This is a genomic window from Pseudoalteromonas sp. Ld20, assembly GCF_045064175.1.
GTDB lineage: Bacteria > Pseudomonadota > Gammaproteobacteria > Enterobacterales > Alteromonadaceae > Pseudoalteromonas > Pseudoalteromonas neustonica.
Genome location: NZ_JBISHB010000039.1, coordinates 1 through 25788 on the forward strand (window position 1 = coordinate 1; position 25788 = coordinate 25788).

At 39.4% G+C, this 25788-nt stretch carries 22 protein-coding genes; 7 read left to right on the plus strand and 15 right to left on the minus strand.

The features are described from left to right. Positions 1 to 1115: 1115 nt before the first annotated feature. Positions 1116 to 1583, minus strand: coding sequence for a GNAT family N-acetyltransferase (locus ACJJVX_RS14610; RefSeq protein ID WP_249365821.1), 468 nt, complete (start codon positions 1581 to 1583; stop codon positions 1116 to 1118). 117 nt (positions 1584 to 1700) lie between these two features. Between ACJJVX_RS14610 and ACJJVX_RS14615 the strand changes: the two genes are divergently transcribed. Next, positions 1701 to 1895 carry a hypothetical protein gene (locus tag ACJJVX_RS14615; RefSeq protein ID WP_054204615.1) on the plus strand — a complete coding sequence of 65 codons (195 nt, stop codon included), beginning with the start codon at positions 1701 to 1703 and terminating at the stop codon, positions 1893 to 1895. A gap of 296 nt (positions 1896 to 2191) precedes the next feature. Continuing rightward, on the plus strand, positions 2192 to 3709 hold the full coding sequence (locus tag ACJJVX_RS14620; RefSeq protein ID WP_054204616.1) for a hemolysin: 1518 nt from the start codon (positions 2192 to 2194) through the stop codon (positions 3707 to 3709). An 84-nt stretch (positions 3710 to 3793) separates the two neighbouring features. Here ACJJVX_RS14620 and htpX read toward each other — a convergent pair whose 3' ends face one another. From htpX to bioB, 5 genes are all read right to left on the minus strand, one after another. Further along, on the minus strand, positions 3794 to 4657 hold the full coding sequence (gene htpX, locus ACJJVX_RS14625; protein ID WP_169326411.1) for a protease HtpX: 864 nt from the start codon (positions 4655 to 4657) through the stop codon (positions 3794 to 3796). 445 nt (positions 4658 to 5102) lie between these two features. Continuing rightward, positions 5103 to 5786 (minus strand): dethiobiotin synthase, encoded by a 684-nt coding sequence (gene bioD, locus ACJJVX_RS14630; RefSeq protein WP_405632072.1) that lies wholly within the window; start codon positions 5784 to 5786, stop codon positions 5103 to 5105. Beyond that, complete coding sequence (locus tag ACJJVX_RS14635) at positions 5783 to 6586, minus strand: methyltransferase domain-containing protein (protein ID WP_405632074.1); 804 nt, start codon at positions 6584 to 6586, stop codon at positions 5783 to 5785. The genes bioD and ACJJVX_RS14635 overlap by 4 nt, the downstream gene beginning before the upstream one ends. Continuing rightward, complete coding sequence (locus ACJJVX_RS14640; protein WP_405632075.1) at positions 6583 to 7725, minus strand: 8-amino-7-oxononanoate synthase; 1143 nt, start codon at positions 7723 to 7725, stop codon at positions 6583 to 6585. Before ACJJVX_RS14640 ends, ACJJVX_RS14635 begins: the two co-directional genes overlap by 4 nt. Further along, positions 7725 to 8765: a biotin synthase BioB gene (gene bioB / locus ACJJVX_RS14645; protein WP_054204620.1), complete on the minus strand. Its 1041-nt coding sequence runs from the start codon at positions 8763 to 8765 to the stop codon at positions 7725 to 7727. The genes ACJJVX_RS14640 and bioB overlap by 1 nt, the downstream gene beginning before the upstream one ends. Before the next feature lie 95 nt (positions 8766 to 8860). Between bioB and bioA the strand changes: the two genes are divergently transcribed. Continuing rightward, a complete protein-coding gene (gene bioA / locus ACJJVX_RS14650) occupies positions 8861 to 10150 on the plus strand; it encodes an adenosylmethionine--8-amino-7-oxononanoate transaminase (RefSeq protein ID WP_405632077.1) in 1290 nt (429 codons plus the stop codon). A gap of 76 nt (positions 10151 to 10226) precedes the next feature. Here bioA and ACJJVX_RS14655 read toward each other — a convergent pair whose 3' ends face one another. Further along, the gene (locus ACJJVX_RS14655; RefSeq protein ID WP_054204622.1) at positions 10227 to 10661 is read right to left on the minus strand and encodes an AAA family ATPase; all 435 of its coding nucleotides are present in this window, start codon (positions 10659 to 10661) and stop codon (positions 10227 to 10229) included. Between the two features lie 288 nt (positions 10662 to 10949). On the opposite strand from ACJJVX_RS14655, the gene asnS reads away from it, so the two are divergent. Both asnS and ACJJVX_RS14665 read left to right on the plus strand, forming a co-directional pair. Further along, positions 10950 to 12347: an asparagine--tRNA ligase gene (gene asnS / locus ACJJVX_RS14660; protein ID WP_405632079.1), complete on the plus strand. Its 1398-nt coding sequence runs from the start codon at positions 10950 to 10952 to the stop codon at positions 12345 to 12347. A gap of 138 nt (positions 12348 to 12485) precedes the next feature. Beyond that, positions 12486 to 13415 carry a substrate-binding domain-containing protein gene (locus ACJJVX_RS14665; protein WP_405632082.1) on the plus strand — a complete coding sequence of 310 codons (930 nt, stop codon included), beginning with the start codon at positions 12486 to 12488 and terminating at the stop codon, positions 13413 to 13415. Between the two features lie 72 nt (positions 13416 to 13487). Here ACJJVX_RS14665 and ACJJVX_RS14670 read toward each other — a convergent pair whose 3' ends face one another. The 5 genes from ACJJVX_RS14670 to ACJJVX_RS14690 form a co-directional block, all read right to left on the minus strand. After that, positions 13488 to 15044, minus strand: coding sequence for a SulP family inorganic anion transporter (locus ACJJVX_RS14670; RefSeq protein ID WP_054204625.1), 1557 nt, complete (start codon positions 15042 to 15044; stop codon positions 13488 to 13490). Positions 15045 to 15349: 305 nt separating this feature from the next. Then, positions 15350 to 15808, minus strand: coding sequence for an Lrp/AsnC family transcriptional regulator (locus ACJJVX_RS14675; protein WP_016707271.1), 459 nt, complete (start codon positions 15806 to 15808; stop codon positions 15350 to 15352). A gap of 88 nt (positions 15809 to 15896) precedes the next feature. Further along, a complete protein-coding gene (locus tag ACJJVX_RS14680) occupies positions 15897 to 16538 on the minus strand; it encodes an MBL fold metallo-hydrolase (RefSeq protein WP_405632085.1) in 642 nt (213 codons plus the stop codon). A 3-nt stretch (positions 16539 to 16541) separates the two neighbouring features. After that, complete coding sequence (locus ACJJVX_RS14685; RefSeq protein ID WP_405632087.1) at positions 16542 to 18347, minus strand: M14 family metallopeptidase; 1806 nt, start codon at positions 18345 to 18347, stop codon at positions 16542 to 16544. 184 nt (positions 18348 to 18531) lie between these two features. Next, complete coding sequence (locus tag ACJJVX_RS14690) at positions 18532 to 20430, minus strand: beta-ketoacyl synthase (protein ID WP_405632090.1); 1899 nt, start codon at positions 20428 to 20430, stop codon at positions 18532 to 18534. Between the two features lie 126 nt (positions 20431 to 20556). On the opposite strand from ACJJVX_RS14690, the gene ACJJVX_RS14695 reads away from it, so the two are divergent. Together ACJJVX_RS14695 and ACJJVX_RS14700 are read left to right on the plus strand one after the other, a co-directional pair. Next, entirely contained in the window at positions 20557 to 21567 is a 1011-nt protein-coding gene (locus ACJJVX_RS14695; protein WP_054204629.1) for a GlxA family transcriptional regulator, read from the plus strand. Positions 21568 to 21622: 55 nt separating this feature from the next. Further along, on the plus strand, positions 21623 to 22414 hold the full coding sequence (locus ACJJVX_RS14700; RefSeq protein WP_405632093.1) for an alpha/beta fold hydrolase: 792 nt from the start codon (positions 21623 to 21625) through the stop codon (positions 22412 to 22414). A 24-nt stretch (positions 22415 to 22438) separates the two neighbouring features. On the opposite strand, the gene ACJJVX_RS14705 is transcribed toward ACJJVX_RS14700, so the two are convergent. The 3 genes from ACJJVX_RS14705 to ACJJVX_RS14715 are packed head-to-tail and all read right to left on the minus strand — an operon-like array spanning position 22439 to position 25492. After that, positions 22439 to 22954, minus strand: a complete 516-nt coding sequence (locus ACJJVX_RS14705; RefSeq protein ID WP_054204631.1) for an MgtC/SapB family protein — start codon at positions 22952 to 22954, stop codon at positions 22439 to 22441. A gap of 16 nt (positions 22955 to 22970) precedes the next feature. Beyond that, complete coding sequence (locus tag ACJJVX_RS14710; protein ID WP_054204632.1) at positions 22971 to 24098, minus strand: GNAT family N-acetyltransferase/peptidase C39 family protein; 1128 nt, start codon at positions 24096 to 24098, stop codon at positions 22971 to 22973. Further along, complete coding sequence (locus ACJJVX_RS14715) at positions 24098 to 25492, minus strand: RimK family protein (RefSeq protein WP_170173527.1); 1395 nt, start codon at positions 25490 to 25492, stop codon at positions 24098 to 24100. The genes ACJJVX_RS14710 and ACJJVX_RS14715 overlap by 1 nt, the downstream gene beginning before the upstream one ends. Positions 25493 to 25788: the final 296 nt, after the last annotated feature.

Sequence of the window (25788 nt, forward strand, 5' to 3'; positions counted from 1 at the left end):
AGGACCTCGAGCACGATATAGAGGAATAAGACTCAATGAATATGATTTAAATCGTACAGCCATGATCACTAATTTACATATATCACTGAAATTAGCTGCATGATTTTTAAACTATATGGTGCTCTAGGGCGTGTTGACCTTTGTGGATTGAAATTTGTTCAATCTAGGGGCGATTTAATCGCGGCGCGAGGTTTGTAACCTAGCGGGCTAAGTAAAAACCGAGCAAAGCTTCCGCGTCCTGCTCACGCCCCTTACCTACATCCGTGTAGGCAACAAAGAGTCAATCGCCCCTAGAAAGAACCCTTTGGGCAGCGCATGTTTGGCATTTATACTGCGTTATCGCCTATTTATGGGGAACAACCACACTACATAGGCGCTGCCTTGCCTAAATACCAAACATACTGCTGCAAAATTAATCACGAAAGGTCAACACGCCCTAGTTCACTTGCTGCTTCTTTGACTAAATATTGATGCCATTCTTGACTGTAAACCAAATGCTTTTTATCTTGTTCTTCATGCTAAATAGTGGCGTACCTGAAAGTGAATTAAACGTCCGAGTGCAGGCTTTGCATTTGTATCGCTTTAGACCTCGCGCTGTTGTTCCGTATTTTGTGAATTCGTGACTACCACAATGGGCGCATTCAGCTTCATCATGCACAATTGCCAACATTATTCGAAAAATCATATCCTCTACATGCTGTCGAAGTCGTTTTAATTCAGTGCCTTTACATACAGCTTAAAGTTGGTTATGCATAATCAAATAAATCGTAAAGGCAAGCATGTTTAATACTTAACCAAAGTTTTGAAGGCCTATTTACTTTATATATTAGAAAACTTTATACAAAGCGGACCTTATTACTCTTGAGAAGCTCAGTTTTAATTTTTTATATTTATAATTTAATAAGTTAGATAAATGCGTCACAAAATTATAGCCATGTCAGCATGCCCAACTAAAGTGCCCTATTCTGACAGCAAGTATTTTTATTGAGCCACCAGCTGTATGATGTGTTCTCAAGTTAACCAAGCTATCCGCTTACAATAAAAACGAACACTGTATATAAAAACAGTGCCGTGTATATTAACTGATTCAACGGTACTGTTAATCAAATGGAGCATTAAATAATGGTGCGCATCCACACGGTATTTTCTTTAAGTTCAAAACCAAGCTTTGAGAGTAGTTTTATACACGCTATATTGTGCGGTGATACATTAGCTTGAAAGGTCTGTATTTGATGAGTAAAATCTGGGAAGCCCGTTTCCAACATTCTTTTAGTAATCAGCAGTTCAAGTATTTCAAACATATAGCCACACTGCCAATAGTGCGGGGCTAATTCAAAACCCAGCCACGCAGAGTCACCATTAATATCATAAATACCCACACTGCCTATAAATGCATTTGTTGTACTTTCAATAATGGCAAGCCTTACTACTTTTTGTTCGTAAAAGCCGCTGATGTCATCTTGGATCATTTGTTTTACGTCACTTCGGCTTAATGGCAAATCATAGTCGTTGAATTCTCCAACCCGTCTATCTGATAATATTGACCAAAGCGAATGACCATCTTTGTGATTTAGTAATCTCAATGAAACTCTAGGCAGTTGTAATGTACTAAACATAATTAAAAGTGTTACTTATGGCTTTATAGCTGCCTATTATTACCTTAAGATACTTAGCTAACAAGTTTAAAGGTATAACGTATTATGAGTAAAGATTTTGAAGTGATCCAACCAACTACTACCGTTTACTGCCCAACGAGAGGCGAAGGCTGGACGTTAACGGGGATCACGAGTATTGAAGAATTCACATCTGTGATGTTTAATGGTGTTAGACACACACTCCCCGCCCGTGAAATAATTGAGAGTTTGTTACCTAACCAACAAGCTAGAGAATCTTAACAATTACCAACCAAGGACCATTAATAGAACCAAAAACAATACTTTATTCTAATTTATTTATCCCTACTTACCAGCATTTTGTGTATAAATTATTTCTAAAAGCTCATTTTTGTTGATTTAGTAGTCATTGACTAGGATACTAAAGTTAGTTTTTGAGGTTAATAATGGATGCGCTAGGCTTATAGGAAACAAGCAATACACATTTGGTATTAGGGAAAGACAGCTATAAACCAAATTGTAATTACCTCAAATTTACTGTAGCTGTGTTTATGGAATAAAGTTTAAGGTCTATTATTATGAAATCATCGTTAAAAATTGCTTCTTTATCAATTGCTATTTTATCTTCTTTGCAAGTTGCGCATGCAAATCAATGTTCAGGTCAACTTTATGGGATTAATGCAGGTCGTGGTGACACGGCAATTGTATTTAAACTAGATGAGTTTACACAGCAAGCTCAAGCCCACTCTCGTGCAAAGTATAGCTCTTCAGCTTTAGCACATGTCACAGATTCTAATCGTTTGTACTATATTTCAGCACCTCGCCCTACAGGCTATAAAGTTGAAGTAGACCATCTTGACTTTAACTCAACAGAATTAAAGTCTTTACCTATCAGTGGTAGCAAGTTTAAATATGTAAAACTTGCTTATGTTGATTTAAATACCAATGAACATGTTGAAGTGGGTAAAACTAACAACATGTATCGTTTAACGTATGATCAACAAAATAACCGACTAATTGGTTCATATAAAAATAAACTTTATGCGATCTCTCCTGATACAGCCGAGACCACTGAGCTAGGTGAAATCTCAGGCCTTGAAAATGCGAAAGGCATTTGGCGTGGTGATATGGTTTACAAAAATGGCGAGTTAATTCTAGTTACTAGTAGTAGCCTATATAAAGTTGATGTTGAGTCACTTTCAGCAACTAAATTGTCAGATCACAAGCTAACAACTGTAACCGGTGCTAGTTTAAATCAGCAAGGTGATATCCTTTTAAGCCGTACGTTGTTAACGGACTTAGGCCACTCTAATAAATCACAAATATATAAAGTTAATGAGAATACTGGTAACACTTGCCATGTTGCAGATTTCCCTGTTCGTATTAATGATTTAGCAACGAACCTTAATGAGTCGGTTGCGTGTTATGAAGCGCCTATTTGTACTGTTTCAGATATTCCAACTTTTACATTAGTCGCAATAGCAGACACTGTTGATGAAGGTAACACGTTATCTTATCAATTAGAGCTAAGTAACAGTTATGAAGAAGATATAGAAATTTATATCTCTACCACGCCTGATACAGCCACATCATCAGATTATAATTATCCTGATCAATTAATTACGGTTCCAGCTGGTGAAACGCGTGTCACTATCAGTATTCCTACATCTGAGAACGATGATTTTAGTGAGACAAAAACATTTACCGTTAATGCCGTAGCAGAACAAAATGCGACCGGCTCTAGCTCAGTAACAGCTTCAATATTGAATAATGATGAACAATGTGTTCCTGAAAACTTTACTCGCATCAATTATAGTTTTGTGTCTGAAAGTGCAGGATACGATAATGATTGGGGTGTAAAAGTTAATAATCAGTACATAAAACTACTTGACGAACGTGGTGCAGCTGGTTACTACGATGTTGCAGCAAGCGCCTCAATTACGTATGTACTTGCAGTCAATGGTAATGCAAGTAAACTAAAAACAGCTTATAAAACGCATGGCACTAAGCAGTACTGGGAAGACCAAAACGATAATGACTTTAACGACTTTGTCGTCAACGTTACTACACAGCCAATTCAAAAAGGGTGTAATTAAACACTTAAAGCCTTCGCTTAAAGTAATAAATTACCCCACAAATAAGCCAGCATTGCTGGCTTATTTGTTTTTAATAACATTTAGTTATTTACGTAAAGCATCTATTCGCTCATCCAATGGTGGATGTGATGAGAATAATTCTGCAACACCTTTACCACTGGCAATACCGAACGCCATCATTGATCCTTCTAATTGTGATGGGTGATTCTGTTTTAAGCGCTCAAGCGCAGAGCGCATTTTATCGGCACCGACTAACTTAGCAGCTCCCGTGTCTGCAGCAAACTCACGCCTACGACTGTAATAAGCCACAACAATACTCGCCAGCACACCAAATATCATTTGGAAAATTATGTCGAATAAGAAGTAAGTCCAGCTACTGCCGCCCTCTTCTTTATCGCTATTTATAAAGTTATCAACAATACCTGCGAGTACTTTAGCAATAAAAATGACAAAGGTATTTACCACGCCTTGTATCAGCGTCAACGTAACCATATCACCATTTGCTATGTGTGATACCTCATGGGCTAGTACAGCTTCGGCTTGATCTTGGCTCATGTGCTGCAATAAACCAGAACTCACAGCAACCAATGAATTATTTTTACTCGGGCCCGTTGCAAATGCATTCATTTCAGGACTGTCGTAGATCGCTACCTCAGGCATTTTAATACCTGCTTTGTGTGCTTGTTCAGCAACTGTTTGCATTAACCAATGCTCAGTTTCATTACGCGGTTGTTCAATAACATACGCGCCGGTCGATCTTTTCGCCATCCATTTGGACATAAGCAATGAAATAAACGATCCACCAAAACCAAACACAGCAGCAATCATTAGTATACCGCCTAAACTTCGGTTACTAATGCCAAACACACTCATTAAAATAGACAATACAATGCCTAAAACCAGCATGATTGCTAAATTAGTTAGTAAAAACAAAAAAACACGTTTCATAATATCCTCAGTGTAACAACAATTGTATTAAGTAACGGTTGTATCTCTTTTAGAGATAAATTTGAAACCGCTACTTAATAAAATTACATATCACTGAACAGACTATCGTAAGGACACTATAGGATATGGTCGCTATTGTGTGACAAACTATGTCATAAAAGCAAGTGATTTACTCAAATCATATCAAGGTACAGGATTCAACGTTTCATAGGAGCTTAAGATCAAGGCTATACTTCGCGATAATGGCAGTCCCTTTTAGGAATAATAACGTATAGAGTAAGTGCCTGTGAAACGCCCTGCTGGTTGGTTGGAAAGCGATTTAAACTAAGTTACTTTTATAAAAGACTGATTTTAATAAGGGAATAACTATTGTCTGTAATCAATCCCTTGCCTAAATCGCTGTTAACTCCAGCTGAAAACCACAGTTTGATGTGACTTGGTATACCTATGGTTTAATTGATAAAACTTCAAGGAGAGATTTATAAATTTGTAATTTAGGCGGGTTGTCAGCATAAGGGCTTATAGCAAGTAGTGGAAATGGCAAACGCAGTTTCAACGAATCTATATTAGCTTGGTATTCATTCATAGCAGGATCAATCTGATTAGCTATCCAACCCACACAATTTATACCCAACATTTTAAAATGTGCCGCTGTTAATAATGCATGATTTAAGCAACCTAATTTCATCCCCACAACAAGAATCACCGGCAACTGCTCTTTGCAAACCCAATTATATAAATAATCAGTATCATTTATTGGTAATGCCCAGCCACCAGCGCCTTCGGTTAGAATATAATCACATTCTAACTCACTTAACTTTGCGTAAGCTTGGCTAATACCCTCAACAGTAATAGTTGCATCAGCTTTAGCAGCGGCAATATGTGGCGCTATGGGCGGTGCAAAAGTAAAAGGGTTTATTAGATCATACTTGGCACTGACAGTGGCACTTTCCATTAAGGCAAGCGCGTCATCATTAACCAATTCATCAAAGGCTATTTCAGCACCAGCTGCGAGCGGCTTAAAACCCAATGCACGCTTTTTATGTTGAGCTAATAACTTTAATAATAAACAACTAACATGCGTTTTACCGGCATCTGTATCGGTACCTGTGATAAAAAATTGTTTCATATTTTTTTAAGTTCCATAATCGCTACTTGATAACTAACAATTGCGCGCTCATTTACTAATGGGAAAGCGGCACACACTTGCTGTAAGCGGTGCTTAGTCATCAAACCTTTACGTTTTTGTTGGCTAAGTTGGTTAGTTGCCCCAATAGCTTTTAAAGAGCGCAGTGCTGCCATGGGAGATTCATAACTATCTTGGTAGCAGGTTTGGTTTAAACTGCTGATATCAAGCTTAGCAGCGCTAATATACTGCTGTAATTGAACAAGTGTATGAAATTTATTTACATGACTTTGCGAGTCAACTTTATTAAAAGCTGTTTTGATCTCAGCCAGTGATCCATCGACAACACAACTTAGGTATATTACCCCACCTGGCTTTAAAACCCGATACAACTCTTTTAATAAATGTGGTAAATTTTGCGACCATTGCACGGCAAAATTACTAAATATACAGTCAACACTTTTATCTAATAAAGGAAGTGCATCCATATCGGCACAAATAGCCATCCTAGCCTGACTATGTTCTAACATATCAAAACTTAAATCAAACGCGATTGTAGTGCCAAATAGAGCCTGTAAACGCGCAGTATTCACACCGGGTCCTGCACCTAAGTCTAAACATATCCCTGTAGCGTGTGATTTAACCTTAGCAAATAAATCATCTGCGCTGCGTTTTTGCACATTGGCGTGCTCAGCATAACCTGCAACAGCACGGGAGAATTTAGTCGCAGTTATCTGCTTTATATGCCGAGCGCTAACATCATTATCAGTCTCTGTGTTACATAGTTGCTCTACAGCCATCATAAAATAGCCTTAAGTTCACTCACTAATCGGTTAATATCATCATGAGTATGTGCAGCACTTAAAGTTATTCGCAAACGCGCAGTGTTAAAAGGAACGGTTGGTGGGCGAATTGCAGTCAACCAAATGCCCTTTTCTTTTAATTTATTGGCAGCTTCTAAGGTTTGCTCTGCACACCCTAGCACTATCGGTTGAATCGCAGACATTGATGGCATAACGGCTATTTTATGTGCCAATGCTTGTTTCTTAAAATGGTCTATATTATCAGCTAGTCGATTGCGTCTTAGAGCACCAACGTCACCTACAATCTGCTTAATACGTTGGCGTGTTAAATTAGTAATTAATGGCGATAGTCCCGTAGAGTAAATGTAATCGCGATTAAACTGCTGCATATAATCAACAAGCTCTTTACTTGCTAAAACACACGCCCCGCTGCTGGCCAGTGCTTTGCCAAATGTAATAACGAGCAAATCAGGTTTTATTGTTTCACAGGTCCCTAATCCTTGATTACCAAATACACCAAAACCATGCGCATCATCAATCATAAGCCATGCATTATGTTGCTTAGCTAATTCCTTTAATTTAGCTAATGGCGCCTGATCGCCATCCATAGAGAACACACCTTCACTAATAATGAGCTTATGCTTAGCTGATGATTTTTCTAATCGCGATTGCAGGTGCTGCATGTCATTATGATTAAAACGGATCATCGCCGCTTGGCTATGTAATCCGCCATCAATTAAACTGGCATGATTGAGTTTATCGTGGAAGGTCGCACTTTCTTGTGCTGTTTTCTTATCGTGGAATAACGCTTTTAACACACTATTGTTTGCGCTAAAGCCACTATTGAATAACATAGCAGCTTCAAAACCCATTAGCTCACACAAATACGTTTCAAGTTGGTGCTGCTCAATACCGTAACCTGTAACAAGCGGAGAACTATTACTCCCTAAGGCAGTACCTGTGTCATGCTGGATAACATCAGCGGCAAACCCTAGGTAGTCATTACTGGCAAAGTTTAAGTATTGCTGTGTATTAACAGTGATTTCTCTGCCAGTGGAATGGCTTATTAATTGGCGCTGGCGCAATAGCGCATCGTCAGCGCGTTGCTGAAGATGCGTTTTTATGTATGAAAAAGGCATTAGGCTTCGTAAAACATCTCAGAGGTTGCTTTATCAGCAACAGCCGATGACAACGATGCTTCATACGCTTCATCTGAATAGTCATGGCGCTTTTCAGGGTTCATACCTAATTTTCTAATTAAGTTCATATCGGCATCCGCCTCAGGGTTTTCTGTGGTAAGTAATTTATCGCCATAAAAAATTGAATTTGCGCCAGCAAAGAAACACATTGATTGCATTTGCTCATTCATTGCGTTTCGCCCAGCAGATAAACGTACATAACTCAGTGGCATCATGATACGCGCCGTTGCGATAGTACGAATAAATTCGAAATGATCTAAATCGTCCACATTTTCAAGCGGTGTGCCTTTTACTTTAACAAGCATATTAATAGGGACACTTTCTGGTTGTTGCGGTAGATTGGCTAGTTGCATAAGTAAACCAAATCGATCAGCAGCTTGCTCACCCATACCAACGATACCACCAGAACATACTTTCATACCCGCATCTCGCACATTACCTATGGTATCTAGGCGGTCTTGGAATGTACGTGTAGTAATGATTTGCTCATAATATTCAGGAGAGGTGTCTAAGTTATGGTTATAATAATCAAGTCCTGCGTCACGCAACGCATGGGCTTTATCATTATCAAGCATACCTAATGTCATACAGGTCTCAAGACCCAACTCTTTTACTTCTTTTACCATTTGAGAGATATATGGCATGTCTCTGTCTTTTGGATCTGACCATGCAGCCCCCATGCAAAAGCGCGTTGCGCCTTTTTCTTTTGCTAAGCGAGCTTGCTCTACTACCTTTTCAACTTCAATAAGGCGTTCTCGTTCTAAGTCAGTTTTATAATGACCTGATTGAGGACAGTACTTACAATCTTCTGGACACGCACCCGTTTTAATAGATAACAAAGTCGAAATTTGCACTTCATTTGGATTAAAGTTTGCACGATGAACTGATGCGGCTTTAAATAATAAATCATTAAACGGCATTTCGAATAAGGCTTTTACTTCTTTATGTGTCCAATCGTGGCGAACTGGTGCAAGCTCCATAACTCTCTCTTTTTATTTTTAATGACGGTGATATTGGCTTAGTCTACTTCTTGACGTAACATTGTCAACGAACCCCAGCAAGTAGAAGTTTACAAATGAGCAATAAACAACCAATCGATCTCGATTTTGATCGCCACCATATATGGCATCCTTATACGTCCATGGTTAACCCACTCCCCGTTTACCCTGTTAGTCATACACTCGGGAATAAAATTCACCTACAAACAGGTGAAGCTCTTATTGATGGGATGGCTTCATGGTGGAGTGCTATCCATGGTTATGGGCATCCCAACCTCACCAAGGCAGTCGTAAATCAAGTGAACACTATGAGTCATGTCATGTTTGGCGGTATTACACACCAGCCAGCCGTTGAGTTATGTAAAAAACTCGTTGCGATCACCCCTTCTAATTTACAAAAAGTATTTTTAGCAGACAGCGGATCTGTGTGTGTTGAAGTAGCAATAAAAATGGCGCTGCAGTACTGGTTAAGTCAAGGCATTACAACAAAGCAAAAACTCATGACGCCTTATAAGGGTTACCATGGAGATACTTTTGCAGCAATGAGCGTGTGTGACCCGGTGAACTCAATGCATTCCCTATACAGCGGCTTTTTACCTGAGCATATATTTGTGCCTGCTCCGCAAAGTAAATTTGACCAGCCTTTTGATGAATCTGAAGCCACACTACTTACTGAGTATTTTAAAAATCATCATCACCAAGTAGCCGCTTTTATTATTGAACCTATTGTACAAAATGCCGGCGGCATGAATTTCTATCATCCACACTATTTAAAAACGGTGCGCCAGCTATGTAATCAATACGATGTATTGCTGATTTGCGATGAAATAGCCACTGGATTTGGCCGTACGGGCAAACTCTTTGCTGTAGAACATGCGGATATTGAACCCGATATTATGTGTATTGGCAAAGCGCTAACAGGCGGGATGATGACTCTCTCGGCAACGTTAACTACAGATAAAATTGCCATTGGCATTAGCAATGGTGAAGCTGGCGTACTAATGCACGGCCCTACATTCATGGGTAACCCACTTGCGTGTTCTGTCGCATGTGCCAGCATTGATCTGCTAATGAATCAAGATTGGAAAAAACGCATAACACAATTAAACAACGCGCTGAGCCAACTAAAATGCTGCCTTACTCTTGAAAGTGTCGTTAATGTTAGAACGTTAGGCGCTATCGGTGTTGTGGAGTTAGGCAGAAGTGTTGATGTAGCAAAAATACAAGCGTATTTTATTAAACAAGGTGTTTGGATAAGACCATTTGGTAAGCTTATCTACCTAATGCCGCCATATATAACAAGCGATGATGATATTAGCACATTAATAACTGCCATTTACAACGCGATTAACGACGGCCATTACTAAACTAACATAAACGCGAAATTACATGTAAAGGAAGCTCACATTACGTCAGCTTCCTTTACATTAGGACCGACTGTTCCTACCATTCAAACATATATGCCATTTTACTGATCATTTTTAAAGGTACATTATGGCCATTACGTTTTGCATATAGATGCTGCAATGACTTATCTTTCACTTCACCAACAATCACTTCTTTTACTTGATACCCTAACGCGATTGCAGCTTGATTATATGCAATAAATTCCCACTTCTTAATATTTGTGTTATCCACGATCACAAGCGGAATTGACTGAGCTAATGCATTAATAAATCGCGCTAAATTTAAATTATGAAATTGCGACTGTTTGAATTTATCAAATTGGTACTCTCCTCGCTCATTATAAAAGTAATCATCTGTTGAACAAATTAAGTACTGACTTTGGTCACCAGCAACTAATTCGTCCGCGAGGTTTTGAGCATAATAAGACTTACCACACCCTGGTAATCCACGTAAAATAAAGACTTGTTTCATAATACCTATAATATTTGGCAAGTTAATTTAAACACCTTGAGTGGATATAATGCCATAAAAGACGTATTGATCGCAGTGTAATTCTGTTTTTTATTGCTATTACGTTTGCTTTTTATGACTAAAAATCACACATTTGGCTATAAAGCATAAAAAAACGATAAAAAAATGAAAAGAATAAGCAAAGAGTTGCTCACACATGTTTTTTTATTTTACATTCAAAGGTAAGATACACCGTTCAAGTGCGATGCAGCACATATAATGTAGGCAACTTATATCATTGGAGTGAAGATGAGCCACTTAGCGATTTCAGAGCTATTAAAAGGCAAGGTTGCGGTAGACAGCCAAGTAACAATTAAAGGCTGGATCCGTACACGCCGCGATTCAAAAGCAGGAATTTCATTTTTAGCCGTTCATGACGGTTCATGTTTTGATCCTATTCAGGCGGTAGTACCTAATTCACTTAATAATTATGATGAAGTTACCAACCTAACAGCGGGTTGCTCTGTATCAGTTACAGGTGTTTTAGTACAATCGGCTGGCCAAGGTCAATCATTTGAAATTCAAGCAAATAGCGTAAAAGTATTAGGTTGGGTAGAAAACCCAGATTCATACCCAATGTCAGCAAAACGCCACAGTATTGAATACTTACGTGAGCACGCTCACCTTCGCCCACGTACTAACATGATTGGTGCAGTAACGCGTGTTCGTAACTGTTTAGCACAAGCTATTCACCGCTTCTACCATGAACAAGGCTTTTATTGGATCAGTACTCCTATTATAACAGCAAGTGACTGTGAAGGCGCTGGCGAAATGTTCCGTGTATCAACGCTTGATATGCAAAACTTACCGCGTACTGATAAAGGCGATGTTGATTACAGTGAAGACTTCTTCGGTAAAGAAGCATTTCTTACTGTATCAGGTCAGTTAAATGGTGAGACTTACGCATCGGCTATGTCAAAAATCTATACTTTTGGCCCAACGTTCCGTGCGGAGAACTCAAATACTTCACGCCACCTAGCTGAGTTTTGGATGGTAGAGCCTGAAGTTGCCTTTGCTGATCTTGAAGATATCGCAAAACTTGCTGAGAACATGCTTAAATATGTATTTAAAGCGGTACTTGATGAACGTCGTGATGACATGGAGTTTTTTGCTCAACGTGTTGAGAAAACAGCTATATCTCGTTTAGAAGAGTTTGTAGAAAAAGATTTTGCCCAAGTTGATTACACCGACGCAGTCGAAATTCTTAAAAACTGTGGCAAGAAATTTGAATACGCTGTTGAATGGGGTGTAGATTTACAATCTGAGCATGAGCGTTACTTAGCTGAAGAGCACTTTAAAGCGCCAGTAGTAATCAAAAACTACCCACGTGATATTAAAGCGTTCTACATGCGTCAAAATGAAGACGGCAAAACAGTAGCAGCTATGGACGTAGTTGCACCAGGTATTGGCGAAATCATTGGTGGCTCACAACGTGAAGAACGCCTTGATGTACTCGATGCGCGCTTAGAAGAAATGGGCTTAAACAAAGAAGACTACAGCTGGTATCGTGACCTACGTAAATATGGTTCAGTGCCACACTCTGGTTTTGGTCTGGGTTTCGAACGTTTAGTGGCTTATGTAACAGGTATGGGCAACGTACGTGATGTAATCGCCTTCCCTCGTACAAAAGGCAGCGCAACTTACTAAACTAAGTAACTAAGTAACTAAGTAACTAAGTAACTAAGTAACTAATAAAAACCAACCTTTGTGTTGGTTTTTTTGTAAATTTAAAATACTTTTTTAAATTTCAACTATAGTTATAAAAAACAATAACCTGATATATATATGATTAAACACCTATTGCTTGTCACTAATTTATTCTTTTGTGTTGCCGCCTCATCAACACAACTTTCAAACCTTGATACCCAACAGCCTCAAACAATTTTAGTTGCAGGTTCAACCTCTGTAGTACAAATGTTAGAGCTTGTTCAAGCTGACTTTAACAATACTGAACAGAGTGTAATGCAGTTACGAGGGATGGGCAGTGATAAAGGTATACAAGCCATTGGTGAGAACTTAGTAGATATAGGCGCATCTTCTCGCTATATGACCAAAGCAGAGCAAGAACGTTGGCCTAATTTAAAACAAACTGTTTTGGCCCAAGACGCTTTAGTTTTTTTTACCAATATTGAAAATCCAATAAAAAACCTATCCACTGAGCAACTCAGTGATATTTATCGCGGTAAATATACCCTTTGGAGCCAGGTGAGTGGTAAAAACACTGCAAAGTCAGAGCAAGATAACCAAATACACTTATTCAGCAAAGGTATTCAACACGGTACATTTGATGTGTTTTTGGAATTTTTAAACCTTGATTACATGAAATCAGCACAACCGGACGCCATTAAATTTAAATCAGCAGGAAATAGAGGGCTCTTTTCCAAACAAGACGTGGCTTTATACAATGAATTTAATCAGGCGTTAGGAATTGTACAACGCATACCAAATGCAATCGCGTTTGATTCCTTTGGTGCAGTATCACAATTTAAAAACTCAAAGCTAATCGATAAGATTAGAATACTAAGTATTAATGATGTCAGCCCAACGCAAGAGACCGTTAAAACTAGCCATTATAACTTTGTAAGACCATTAGTTTTAATTGTAAATACGCAGTCTGCTGAGTCAGTTAAAAAAGGTAAATTAATATCTGACTTTTTAAAGACAAAAGATATCAGAGAATTACTAACTAGCCATCATTATATAATGGTTGATTGATATTATTTATGCGGATAGTAAAAAGCGAAAGCATTTATGCTTTCGCTTTTTTAATCCATATGAGAAACGTGCTTATGCAAGTTTATCCGACACAACTTTGTAAGTTGGATCTTCTATCACATTAACCTCAACTAAATCACGTGCCTTATGAAGCAACTGTGTACAGTCAGGGCTTAAATGACGTAAGTGAAGTTGCTTACCTGCTTTAGTGTATTTATCAGCTAAAGCATCTATTGCTTCTATCGCACTATGATCAGCAACACGACTGTACTTAAACTCTATAATAACGTCTTTAGGATCGTTTTTAATATCGAATAATTCAGAAAACTGTTTCACTGATCCGAAGAATAAAGGTCCGTGTAATTCATATACTTTAGCACCCTCTTCATCTATATAGTTTGTAGTAAAGATATGTTTAGCATGTTGCCATGCAAATACTAAGGCCGATACAATCACACCTACGCATACTGCAATCGCTAAATCTGTAATAACTGTCACACCCGATACTAAAACAATCACAAAGGCATCTGACTTTGGTACGCGTTTCATCATTTTGAAACTCGCCCATTCAAACGTGCCTAATACAACCATAAACATTACACCCACAAGAGCAGCGAGTGGGACCATCTCAATTAAGCCTGCAGCAAAAATAATGAAACCTAGCAACATTAATGCAGCGGTAATACCTGATAAACGCGAACGGCCACCTGAATTAATATTGATCATTGATTGGCCAATCATTGCACACCCGCCCATTGCACCAAAGAAACCACACGTTACATTTGCAGCGCCTTGACCAATACACTCTTTATTACTGTGCCCGCGCGTTTCTGTAATTTCATCAATTAGGCTAAGCGTTAGTAATGATTCAATCAAACCAATTGCAGCTAAAATTAATGCATAAGGTAAAATGATTTTAAGGGTTTCAAACGTAAATGGAACCATTGGAATATGAAACTCAGGTAAGCCACCAGCAATTGTTGCTGCGCTATCACCCGTCATATCTTTGAGGAAATCAAGTACAGTGCGTGCTTCTAAATCTAAGCCCATTACCAATGCTGTTACCGTCACAATTGCCACCAGCGTAGACGGTACCGCCGTCGTTAATTTTGGTAGAAAGTGAATAATAGCCATTGTTAAAGCAACTAACCCTAACATGATCATCATCGGCGAGCCTGTCATCCATTGCATACCACCTTGACCATCTGGCACTTTAAACTGACCAAGTTGAGCGAGGAAAATTACAATTGCAAGTCCGTTCACAAAGCCGAGCATAACAGGGTGCGGTACCATGCGAATAAACTTACCAAGCTTAAAGACCCCGGCTAATATTTGCAGTATCCCCATGAGCAGAACAGTGGCAAAGAGATATTCAACACCATGATCCATCACTAAACTTACCATTACTACGGCAAGTGCACCGGTTGCACCTGAGATCATTCCCGGACGTCCACCAAAAATAGCAGTTATTAAACCAACTATAAATGCTGCGTACAAACCAACTAAAGGTTCTACATTTGCAACAAAAGCAAACGCAACAGCTTCAGGGACGAGTGCAAGCGCAACCGTGATACCTGACAGTATGTCGTTTTTAGCAGAGCTTGGCGCCTTGCTGAGTAAGTTAAACATTGAATTCCTCTTGGGTGTGTGGGATCAAAAAAAGCGCTGAATTCTAACAAATTAAGTACAGGTTAACAATGTATACCCAAACAACATCCGGTGCGCGTTTCTGTTATGGGTTTAATAGAGGCTTACACTGCACATTGTTCCTTTTTTAAAAGGGAATAGCATTAATGCAAAGTAATTTAAAGATAATAAACAACGATGATACAGCTAAAGTTTGAATCGTTACGCTGCTTTAGTATAGTAGTATAAATTGTAGAAACAGGTTAAAAAAGAGTAATGATAATCTATTTAACCTGTTAAACATGGTATTAAAGAGGCAGTGACGTGCTGCGTTTAACGCATGTCATAGTCACATTAGAGTGAACTTCTTGAACAAATTCTAGATTTAATAAATTATCACGTACAAACTGCTCATACCCTTCAATTCCTTTTGAAATAATGCGCAACATAAAGTCCATTGTACCTGCCATACTGTAACACTCAGTTACTTCATCATAGCTCAAAATTAATCTTTCAAATTCAGCTAAATTTGTACGGCCATGATTTGATAAGCGTACATGAGCGTAAACTAGCATGTCAAAGCCAAGTTTTTTCTCGTCGAGTAAGGCAACTTTTCCTTTGATATAACCATCTTGCTCAAGTTTAGCAATACGGCGCCAACAAGGCGATTGAGACAAACCTACTTTATCAGCAATGTCAGCTGTAGAAAGACTGGCATCTTGCTGTAATAGTGCCAAAATTTGGCGATCAACATGATTTAAAGACATAATAATTCTTTTTTATATTACTAATTGGTTAAATTATACATTGCTTTATTTAATCCGTCTTGTATTTTTATGCATTCTTTATGCGTTATTAACCAAATTTACCGCTTATAAATGGATTTGATATGCGCTCCGTCACTACTTTAGTGTCCGGTCCATGCCCAGATAAAATACGTGTTTCTTCTGGCAAGGTTAAAATATGTTTTTTAATCGACTCGAGTAGTTGCTGCGCATCCCCTTTAGGAAAGTCAGTGCGCCCTACTGAGCCTTTAAAAATAACATCCCCCACAAATACAACGCCATGCGTCGGTTCATAAAACACTATATGTCCAGGAGTATGACCTGGGCAGTGGCGTATTTCAAAACGCAGCTCACCGACAGAAAATATATCACCACCTGATAACCAATGTGTTGGCGTAAATGGCGTTACCGGTTTAAAGCTAAACATCTGAGCTTGCATTGGTAATGCGTCAAACCAAAATAACTCATCCTTGTGCGGCCCTACAATATCAATACTAAAATGATCGGACAGTATTTTTGCTGCGCCAACATGATCAAGATGACCATGAGTTAACAAAATACAATCTGGGGTTAAATCATATTTAGCAAGCTCAGTAATGATTTTATCTGCATCTCCACCAGGGTCTACAACCGTTGCTTTACGTGTTTTTTTGCAAATAACAATACGGCAATTTTGTGCAAACGCTGTTACTGGTAACGTAATAATTTCCATGACTTAATTCTTTACTTCTGGTTGAGCATTAAATGCCATTAAGATTGGGTATTTCAAATATGCTTGATCATAAAATGGGGTTTTTTCATATAACCAATTCAATCGAGCTTGAGCATTGTTTGCAAAACTTGAATCTTCCCTAATTTTTTTATCGAATTCAAGTGCCAACGCAGGTTTGTCTTTTAACATTTGGCGTGCATAGGGGGCTAATGCGTAATTTTCCATGTATTCAGTACGTTGAAAAATCGTATTAAACTCCCCCCATGCGAAAAATGAGTCTGGTGCTGCTGGGTGAAGCAAATGTGCAACTAATTCACCTAGAGGTTGCGCTGTAACAACCTTAAACCAACCCGTTAAGTTTTGGGGAGCAGCTGTTTGAATGTCAAACTTCGCATTGACTCTAAAGCGTCCTTCAAATGGTGCTTTATCAAATTCATGTTCAGTGACTACTGCAACCTTTAAGTCATCTACACCTTGTGAAGCTGTCGTTATTTTTTCAACTAAAACACCCTGCAATTTCAATTTTTCAATTATATTTGGGTATGCCGCAGGTATATAAAATGCAGCAGGCACTGTAATTGTCTTAGTAACTTCTTTTTGCCAATAGATAGGTAAATCTGTGTATGCTTGCTTTTCACCTAAATATTTAACTTCCATTTGACCACTGAGGGTACTTTTGCTGCGAGCGTATTTTATGCCTTTGAATTCAATCGAATTGGCTTTTTTTGCATACCCGCGTTGCACTATAAGCTGACTAGGAACAAATTTGTGCTCTTTTTGCACAGCAGCTGCTAATTGCTGATGATGCTGTGCTAACGCAGATATTGCACCATCTAAAAACACATATGTACCAAGTACGCGTTGTTTATAAGGTTTCAGCGAATGATTTTCAACAAGTATCGTCGGTAACGATCTTAAATCTCCCCACCCATTTGAATAGCGTGGTGTTGCTACCCATCCTGCTAACCCTTTTTTAAACTCGCGTTTATCCATTACAAATACAAGTGGGCCCGGTATATGACCCGACTCTTGTAATTTAGTATCAATTACAGGCTTGAAGTATTGGTTAAGTGCATCTGAAACGCTCGGGGACTCACTTGCAAAAACAGGATTGTAACCGTAGGTTACATCGTACTGGTAATCCGCCCCATCAGTGACATGAACGTCAATGTATAAGTCAGGAGAAAATTGATTAATCATATTCAAAACCCCTCTTACTTCCGGGGTATCTAGTTTTGTATAATCTCGATTTAAATTAAGGTTGTTTGCATTAGTTCTAAAGCCCATTTTTACAGGCCCACGTTGATTAATACGATTAAACTGGCTACTGCGCTCGTGGCCATCCACATTTAAAATCGGAATAAAGAGTATATTCACTTGGCTTAAAATATCACGACGTTTACCAGTCGCTATATCGCGTAATAACATAAATGTTGCGTCTTTACCATCAATTTCACCCGCATGAATACCAGCTTGAATAAAGATGGTCGGTTTATTGGTATGCGATAATTGCGAGGCAGAAAACTCGCCGGTTTCACTTGCTATGATCATTTTGATAGCGCGGCCACTTGCACTGTGAGCAATGGTTTGCACTTTAAACTGAGTTGGATTAGCTGCGACAAGACGATCTACAAATTCCATCGTTAACTGATAATTTGGTGATTCTAAACCTTCGCTCAGCTCAAAGTCGGTTGTTAAAGGACCTTTTTGTTGCAGTAGTGCCAAACTTTGCCCTTGCCATGGTAGTAACGGTGGCAAATGGCTATCTAATGTAATACTGGCACTTAATAATAATAAACTGGCAATCATAGGTCTCTCTAACTTTAGCCTTTTAAGTGCTTGAAATTATAACAAGGATACAGAGCAGGTCGCGTAAACTGCGGTAGTTCAACAAAAAAATACAGCCAATGACAATTACAGCTTTTAACACGCTCCTATTTTAAACAATAAAAAAGGCGCTATAAAAGCGCCTTGCCATTCAAGAGTTATGTGCTTAAAACATATCTTGATAAGGATTCGTCTTACTAAATTTAATGGCTTTTTCAAAGCCTGGAATATTCATTTGCGTATTAGAAATGACAATGTCATTTTCTTCAATCATGCCATCTCCAAAGCGATAAATAAGCGCATACTGACCTAAATCAGCTTGTTGCTGGTAATCAGCTTGAGCTGCTTTAACTGCTTTATTACTTTGTGCGTATTTATTCATAACTGCACTGCCATGGCGCTTAGCAAGCATATTTATTGTTACTTTAGGTGAAAGTACCGTGGCAGTTGCATTATTTCCGCCAAAACCTTTTGAGTTAATAAAGGCAATATCCATATCATCACATTGATAATGCGCTGTACGGATATCTAAGTGTTGGCTATGGACGTCATCAGCTACTTTATCTATCGTGGTAATACCCGGCATAATATTGTGTGTAAATACACCTAGCGCCATTGCTAACTGATCGCCACTCGCGGGGGCTAATGTATGACCAACGAACGCTTTAGGCGCTGACACTTTCCAATTATCTATTGCAAATGTTTGTGCCACTCGGTGATAAATAAGTGACTCTGTTACGCGGTTTTGAGGTGTACTTGAGCCATGCGCTAAAATAAAGCTTCGCTGTTGAACAGCGTCAATACCTAAAATATTAGCAGCCAATGCAACCGATTTAGCCATCGTAATATAATTACCTGGACCTGGGGCTGTAATTGATTTTTTAACACCATCCGCATTAACAAATACATCGGCAACAGATCCCATGATCTGAGCGCCAAGCTCTAATGCAAGTGCATCATCCATCAAAATAACAACTTGCGCGCCTTCACCAATTGTAAAACCACAGTTTTCGCCAAAAGGCCGACTTGTACGACGATGATCCACCGTATCAGTTCCATCTAAACGTTTTAAGCCCTCTTCGTTAGCGAGCGCCCCCATATTACCAAAGCCTTCGATCATCTCAGGTGTAATTGCACACTCAACGCTGGCAACGACTGCAACACGAGTACGCCCCGCTTGAATATCATTTACTGCCGCACGTAAATTGTACAAAAATGTAGCGCATGCACCTGATGTAGTAAATGTAGTGCCTACATTTCCAGTTACATAAGCATTAATAAAGTCCGTAGACATAGTATTTAAACCAAGTGCAAGCTGCTTAGTGCTTACTCTCTCGCCCTGCTGGCGAGAACGAATTAAACCACCAAAACCTTCATCATTAACTTGCCCAGCAATTGACGCTGAATATGTGCCGATTTGATCGGGTTCAACACTGTTCATAATAGATTGCCAATCTAAACCCGTTGACTTAATTGCATCGGTTGCAGCAAAAATTGTCGCTTGCAGCCCGCGCGGTTGGTAACGACTATTGTACATAGTAGATGGATCAAAACCGGTAGGTAACTGACCCGCTGCTTTTATTGGATTATCACGGGTGCTGTCATGTTTAATCGCAACTTCTGCACTGATCGTTATTTTTACTTTTTTATCTTCTAAATCTTCAATAAGCCAGCTAGCAGGTATAGGCTGCGGTAAATCGCGACGGCGCGTTTCAAATACAATGTTTTGTTCATCACTGGCTGTGAAGGTCATTTTTTGCTGCCACGGTGTGGCATCAACATCAAAGTGATTCTTTTCAATCTTTCGGATCAAGGTGCCTGCAATCACTTGCTCGCCAAATAACGACTCAATATCATTTTGGCTAACAACCTTACCAGACTCATCTTTTAATTCACCTTCTTGCATTGAAACAAGATTCATTAAAGTTGCTAAGCCTAAAAATGTTTCTTGGCGAGCATTTGCACTCAAGCTGTCTAACACGATACGACGATAGCCTTGATGAAATGAAGTACGGCCTGCGGCGTTAATTCCGCCCATGCCGACAATAACGGATAATGCTGTCATAATTTGCCTTGAGAAAACGTGTTATCGGGTATGTATACAGTTTAGATGGATTTAACATTCCAGATTGTGCTTAAATAGCCAAATAACCAGCCTAACAGGCCAGCGATCACTGGTCGGAGCAATTAAATGGACACAAACAAAACACAATCGTCATTACAGATCAGTATTTTGGTTTACCAGCATTTATTGATCACTAGTTTAACCTTACCAATAGAGATGCTAAGAGCAGGCGAAGCCTTTGCAAAAAGCCATCTTCAATCAATCCCTTTTCGACCATTAACCATTAATTTAATTGCTGAGAATACACAGCCAATCAAAAATCGTAGCGGGTTAGCTATTTTACCAGATGATACGCACCTTACTGCGCCTCACAGTGACTTAATAATTGTGCCAGGAATTTGGCGAAACCCCCGCCCTGTAGTCCGAGCAAATAACCAGCTAGTTAAATGGCTTGGGGCGAGTTGGCAAAATGGCAGTTCGATTATTGGAGTGGGCACGGGCAATTGTCTTATCGCCGAAGCTGAACTATTAAATGGTCACCCTGCAACAACACATTGGCATTATGCTGAACAATTTAAGCGAGATTATCCATTAGTGTTGCTTAAACCTGATTTTTTTATCACTCAGTCGGAGCGTTTATATTGTGTTGCGAGCTTAAATGCACTCGCGGATGTAATCGTACATGTTATAAGCCAGTATTATGGGCAAGCAGCCGCACAACATGTTGAGCGCAATTTTTCTCATGAAATACGTAAGCCATATGAAGAGCAAAGATATTTAGAGGGTGCCGTTGATAGACATCCAGATGAATTAATTGCACAAATTCAATTTTGGTTAAAAAACAACGTGTCCACTGAGCAAAGTTTAAACGATGTTGCACAACTATTTGGTTTAAGTTACCGTACTTTTACACGTCGTTTTCGAAGTGCGACCAATCAAAGTCCAATAGAGTATTGGCAGCAATTGCGAGTTCAAACGGCTAAAGAGTTGCTTGCTTGCTCTAACTTATCAATTCAAGAAGTGGCTCTTGAGGTGGGATATAATGATCAAGGGCATTTAACCCGCGTGTTTAAAAAAGTACTCTCGCAAACACCAAGTGAGTATCGAAAAGTCGTTAGAAGAAAACTATTTGGCTAATCTATTAATTAAATGCATTATAATATTATATGTATTACCGTCATAAAGGACAGTCATGATCCATCAAGGAACAGGGGAAACCATCGTATTACTGCATGGCGCGACATCATCTTGCAATACATGGAAACACGTTGTGCCTTTATTAAGCCCTTCAAACGAAGTCTTCGCATTCACTGCACTTGGCCATCGAGGCGGTAATAAAGCCACTAGCAGTATAGAAATTAGCGACATAATAGATGACTTTGAGCGATTGTTAGATAAGTACAACCTCGATAAACCCCATATCACCGGCAACTCTATGGGTGGGTGGGCCGCTATCGAGCTCGCTAAAAGAGGACGAGCCGCAAGCGTGTGTGCCATATCTCCAGCAGGTTTTTGGAACACGCCACAACATGGACAACATCTTGCGCTTAAAAAATTAAAGCGCCTGGCATTTATTGCTAAAATCACACAACCACTGTTACCTTTACTAGCGAAGTCATCTTTAATAAGAATGTTGGCATTAAAATACGTTGCAAAATATGGAAACAAGCTCAGTGGATGTGAATTTACTGCCATGGTAGAAGATATGCTGTACTGCGAAGTTAAAAGCTCACTTTTTAATACAAAACAGTCGCTTAATTTTACCAAGCCACTGCCTTGTCCTTGTACTTTGGTATGGCCTGAATGTGATCTCTTATTTCCACCGAATATAAACGCTGTGATAGCTAAAGAGCGCCTCCCCGACGCTCGCTCTCTGATTTTAAAAGACATTGGCCATGTACCAATGATTGATGACCCCCTATTAATTGCTACAACAATTTTAAAAAGCATTGAATATGGTAAGGCTTTTGAACTTAACGAATAGCGCTTTTAATTACTTATAAGCCACTTAATCGTGGCTTTTTTCTTCCTCTTTATTACGCCTGTAATAGCGCTTGGAATAAATTTTAACATGTCGGTGTACGCCTTTACTCAAGCTTTTAAATTGCGCTTCAAGCACATCAACACCATATAAAATGCCCACCACCAGGACTGAGAGCTTAATCGCAGGTGCCAGACTGTGCGTTGCTATCATCACGCCTATTGAGGCCAGAACCCAGATAGTCGCTGCTGATGTTACGCCAACAACAGCCCCGTCTTTTGCTAGCATAACGCCAGCACCTAAAAACCCAATGCCAGTAATTATTTGCCCAACCACCCGTGAATGATCTATTACATCGCCCTGTAAATTAAACGCAGTCGCTAAAAACAAGTAAGTACCCAAGGTAATTAACGCAGAGGTACGAATGCCCACTGGTTTTCCTCTTAGTTGACGCTCGGCACCAATAATTGCGCCGCAAAATGCGGCTGTCCCAATAGCAGACCATGAATAAGGCGCCACATCAACAAGCTCGTATAATGTCACTCGCTTTCCTTATAAATTATTTACCCTTAATTCGGGCTGATAAATTAACTGCAACAGCAGTACGTAATCGACTTGTTCCAAAGGCGGCCATACTCGAAAAATCAGCACGCGATACTGGCACATGCTGGCAATCTAGTGCGCGTTGTTTATCGTTTTCACAAAATGGATCATGAACATATAAGCAGTGATCATCAAGATGAGTGATACACACCCAATGCGGTGATTTTTTACCATCAAAACGATAAGTACTGATCAACACTAAGACACTGAAACCACGTTCTACCCACTGCTCTATATGACTTAAATCTACATCACTGTAGTTAATACTTAACTCATGCTGCGAAATTTGCTCAACAAACTGCTGATGGACAGCACGTAGCACTGTTTTTTTAGTCTCACTGCGTACACCATCAACAAATAAGGCATCCTCAGTGTTAAGCATTATTTCCACATCGTAACCGCGTTTATCGGCAGCTAAAGCTAAGCCTAACGGATGACACCCACCATGTCCTGAGGTCATAAATATAGTGGTTGCTTCTCGCCAAATAGCTAACTCAGCGCCTTGATCAAGCACTTGCTTTTGATTCACACTGCCCATAGCCATTAACAAGGCGGATGGCCCACATGTAAACTCTGTCGTTTGCTGATACCAAGGCGTTAAACGTGCAAACTGTAATTCGTCAGTTTGACGAATGTTTTTTTGCATCCGTAGCGCATCACTATGATCATCGTAATAATCACTGTATTGGCCAAATACTCGATAACCTAGCTTTTCATAAAGGCCAATTGCTTGGGTATTATTTACTGCAACTTCTAAGCGCATATACAGTCGTCCACGCTGTGCTGTTGCCTGCTCAAGTGCCTTTAATAATTGCTTTGCAATGCCTTTACCTTGTGCGTGTGGCGTAACTGCAAGCGAATATAACCGCGCCAGCCGCGTTCCCTTATGACACCACACTAAACCATAACCGAGTAATTGCTGCTGACACTGTGCAACGAGTAAGATGCCGTGTTTAGCCGATATCCAACGCTTTAAACTCCGTGCACTTAACCTATCTTGGTTAAAGCTTTGTTGTTCTATTTCAAGTAACGCGTTTAAATCTAAGTCAGTGGCAGCACGAACTGCCACATCATATTGAGTCATTAACCGCGGCCTCTTGCTTCAAGTCTCTGTTTAAATTCATCCATGATGATCATATAAAGTTCATCCCCTAAATAGGCATCTTCTACTTTATGATCAATACTTGGATTGTCGTTTACTTCAAGCACATAAGCACGGCCTTGATGCTCTTTTACATCTACACCATATAAGCCTTTACCAACCGTTTTACACGCTTTTAAAGCGGCGTCTAATACTGCTTTTGGTAACTCAAAAGTTGGCAGTGTTTCAAACCCACCCGAGAAAAACCGTTTTGCATCATGGTTATAAATTTGCCAATGATTACGCGCCATTAAATAGCGACAGGCATAAATAGCGCGTCCATTTAATACGCCCACTCGCCAATCGTATTCTGTGTACATATACTCTTGTGCAAGCACTAATGCGCTAAATTCAAAAAGTTCCGTTAGCTTAACTTTCAGCTCAGTTTGATCAGCAACTTTATAAACACCTTTCGAAAATGACCCTTCTGGCATTTTCAGTACTAACGGGTAAGTAAATGTCGCTTCTAATTGTGTAATTGTTTCGTCTGTTTGATCAGCCACTACCATGGTTTTTAAACTTGGTACTTTTTGATAGTTAAACGCATCATGTAAATATACCTTATTACAACAACGCAAAATCGAATCTGCATCATCAATCACTACGAGCCCTAAACTTTGCGCTTTACTTGCAAGACGGTAAGTTGGGTGATCAATCGCGGTCGTTTGACGAATAAATAGCGCATCAAACTGTGCAATGTTATCAATCTCTTCAAAGCTTAGCGCTTGAGCATGAATACCATGCTTAGCGGCTGCTTTTATAAAGCGCGCAATGGCGTCTTTATCACTTGGCGGCACTTTTTCGTTGTGATCAACCAAAATTGCCATATCCCAACGGTGGCGTTTCTGCATATCACTAATACGCCACTGCGTTTGTGTAAATTCGTTTAGCTTGGCGACAAACTCTTGGTGCTGCTCACTATTAAGTGACGCTAAAGAACCTTGTTGTAATAACCCTGCGTGATCAACAAATAAGATCGGTGCTGGGTATTGTTTAAATACCGCTTTTGCCGCTTTACTTTGCAGTTCATTTACAGCATTACCAAAATAGAACGTACCGTCAATTTGGCCTAAATTAAGCATTAAAGCTTGGCCACTTCGTAAGGCATTGATGGTTTTCACACTCGGTAATACTTGATGTTTACGGGCCTCTGCAAGTAATGAACAATAATAGCCTTTGCTCAAGTATTGGCTCGAGTCACACAAGTTAATAATGCGTGTTTTTGGCTCATTAAGCTTTGGGTAGTCACGTAAATAGGTATTGAAGGTAATTACGTTTTCAAATGAGTGAGCAAGGGTTTGCTCGTTGTTATCAACCACGATTAAGGTTTTAAACACGACTTTTCCTAAAAATAAGTCAAAATAAAGTAAATGCGTATATACCCAAGCCACCTCTAGAGGCAGACAAAGCGTTGCACAGGGTTGGTTTAGGTATACGCTTAAATAGAAACACCCATACTGCTAAGTGAGGGTTATAAATAACACGCTAACTTAACAGGATGGGTGCTTTAGCCTAAGCTACGAGTGATTTATAAAGGTTTTTTAACTTTCTGACCAACGAGTTATTTTTAGCGTTAGGATAAGTAAAATTAATCAATAAAAAAATGAAGTGTGATGTATGGTTTTTGAGCTGA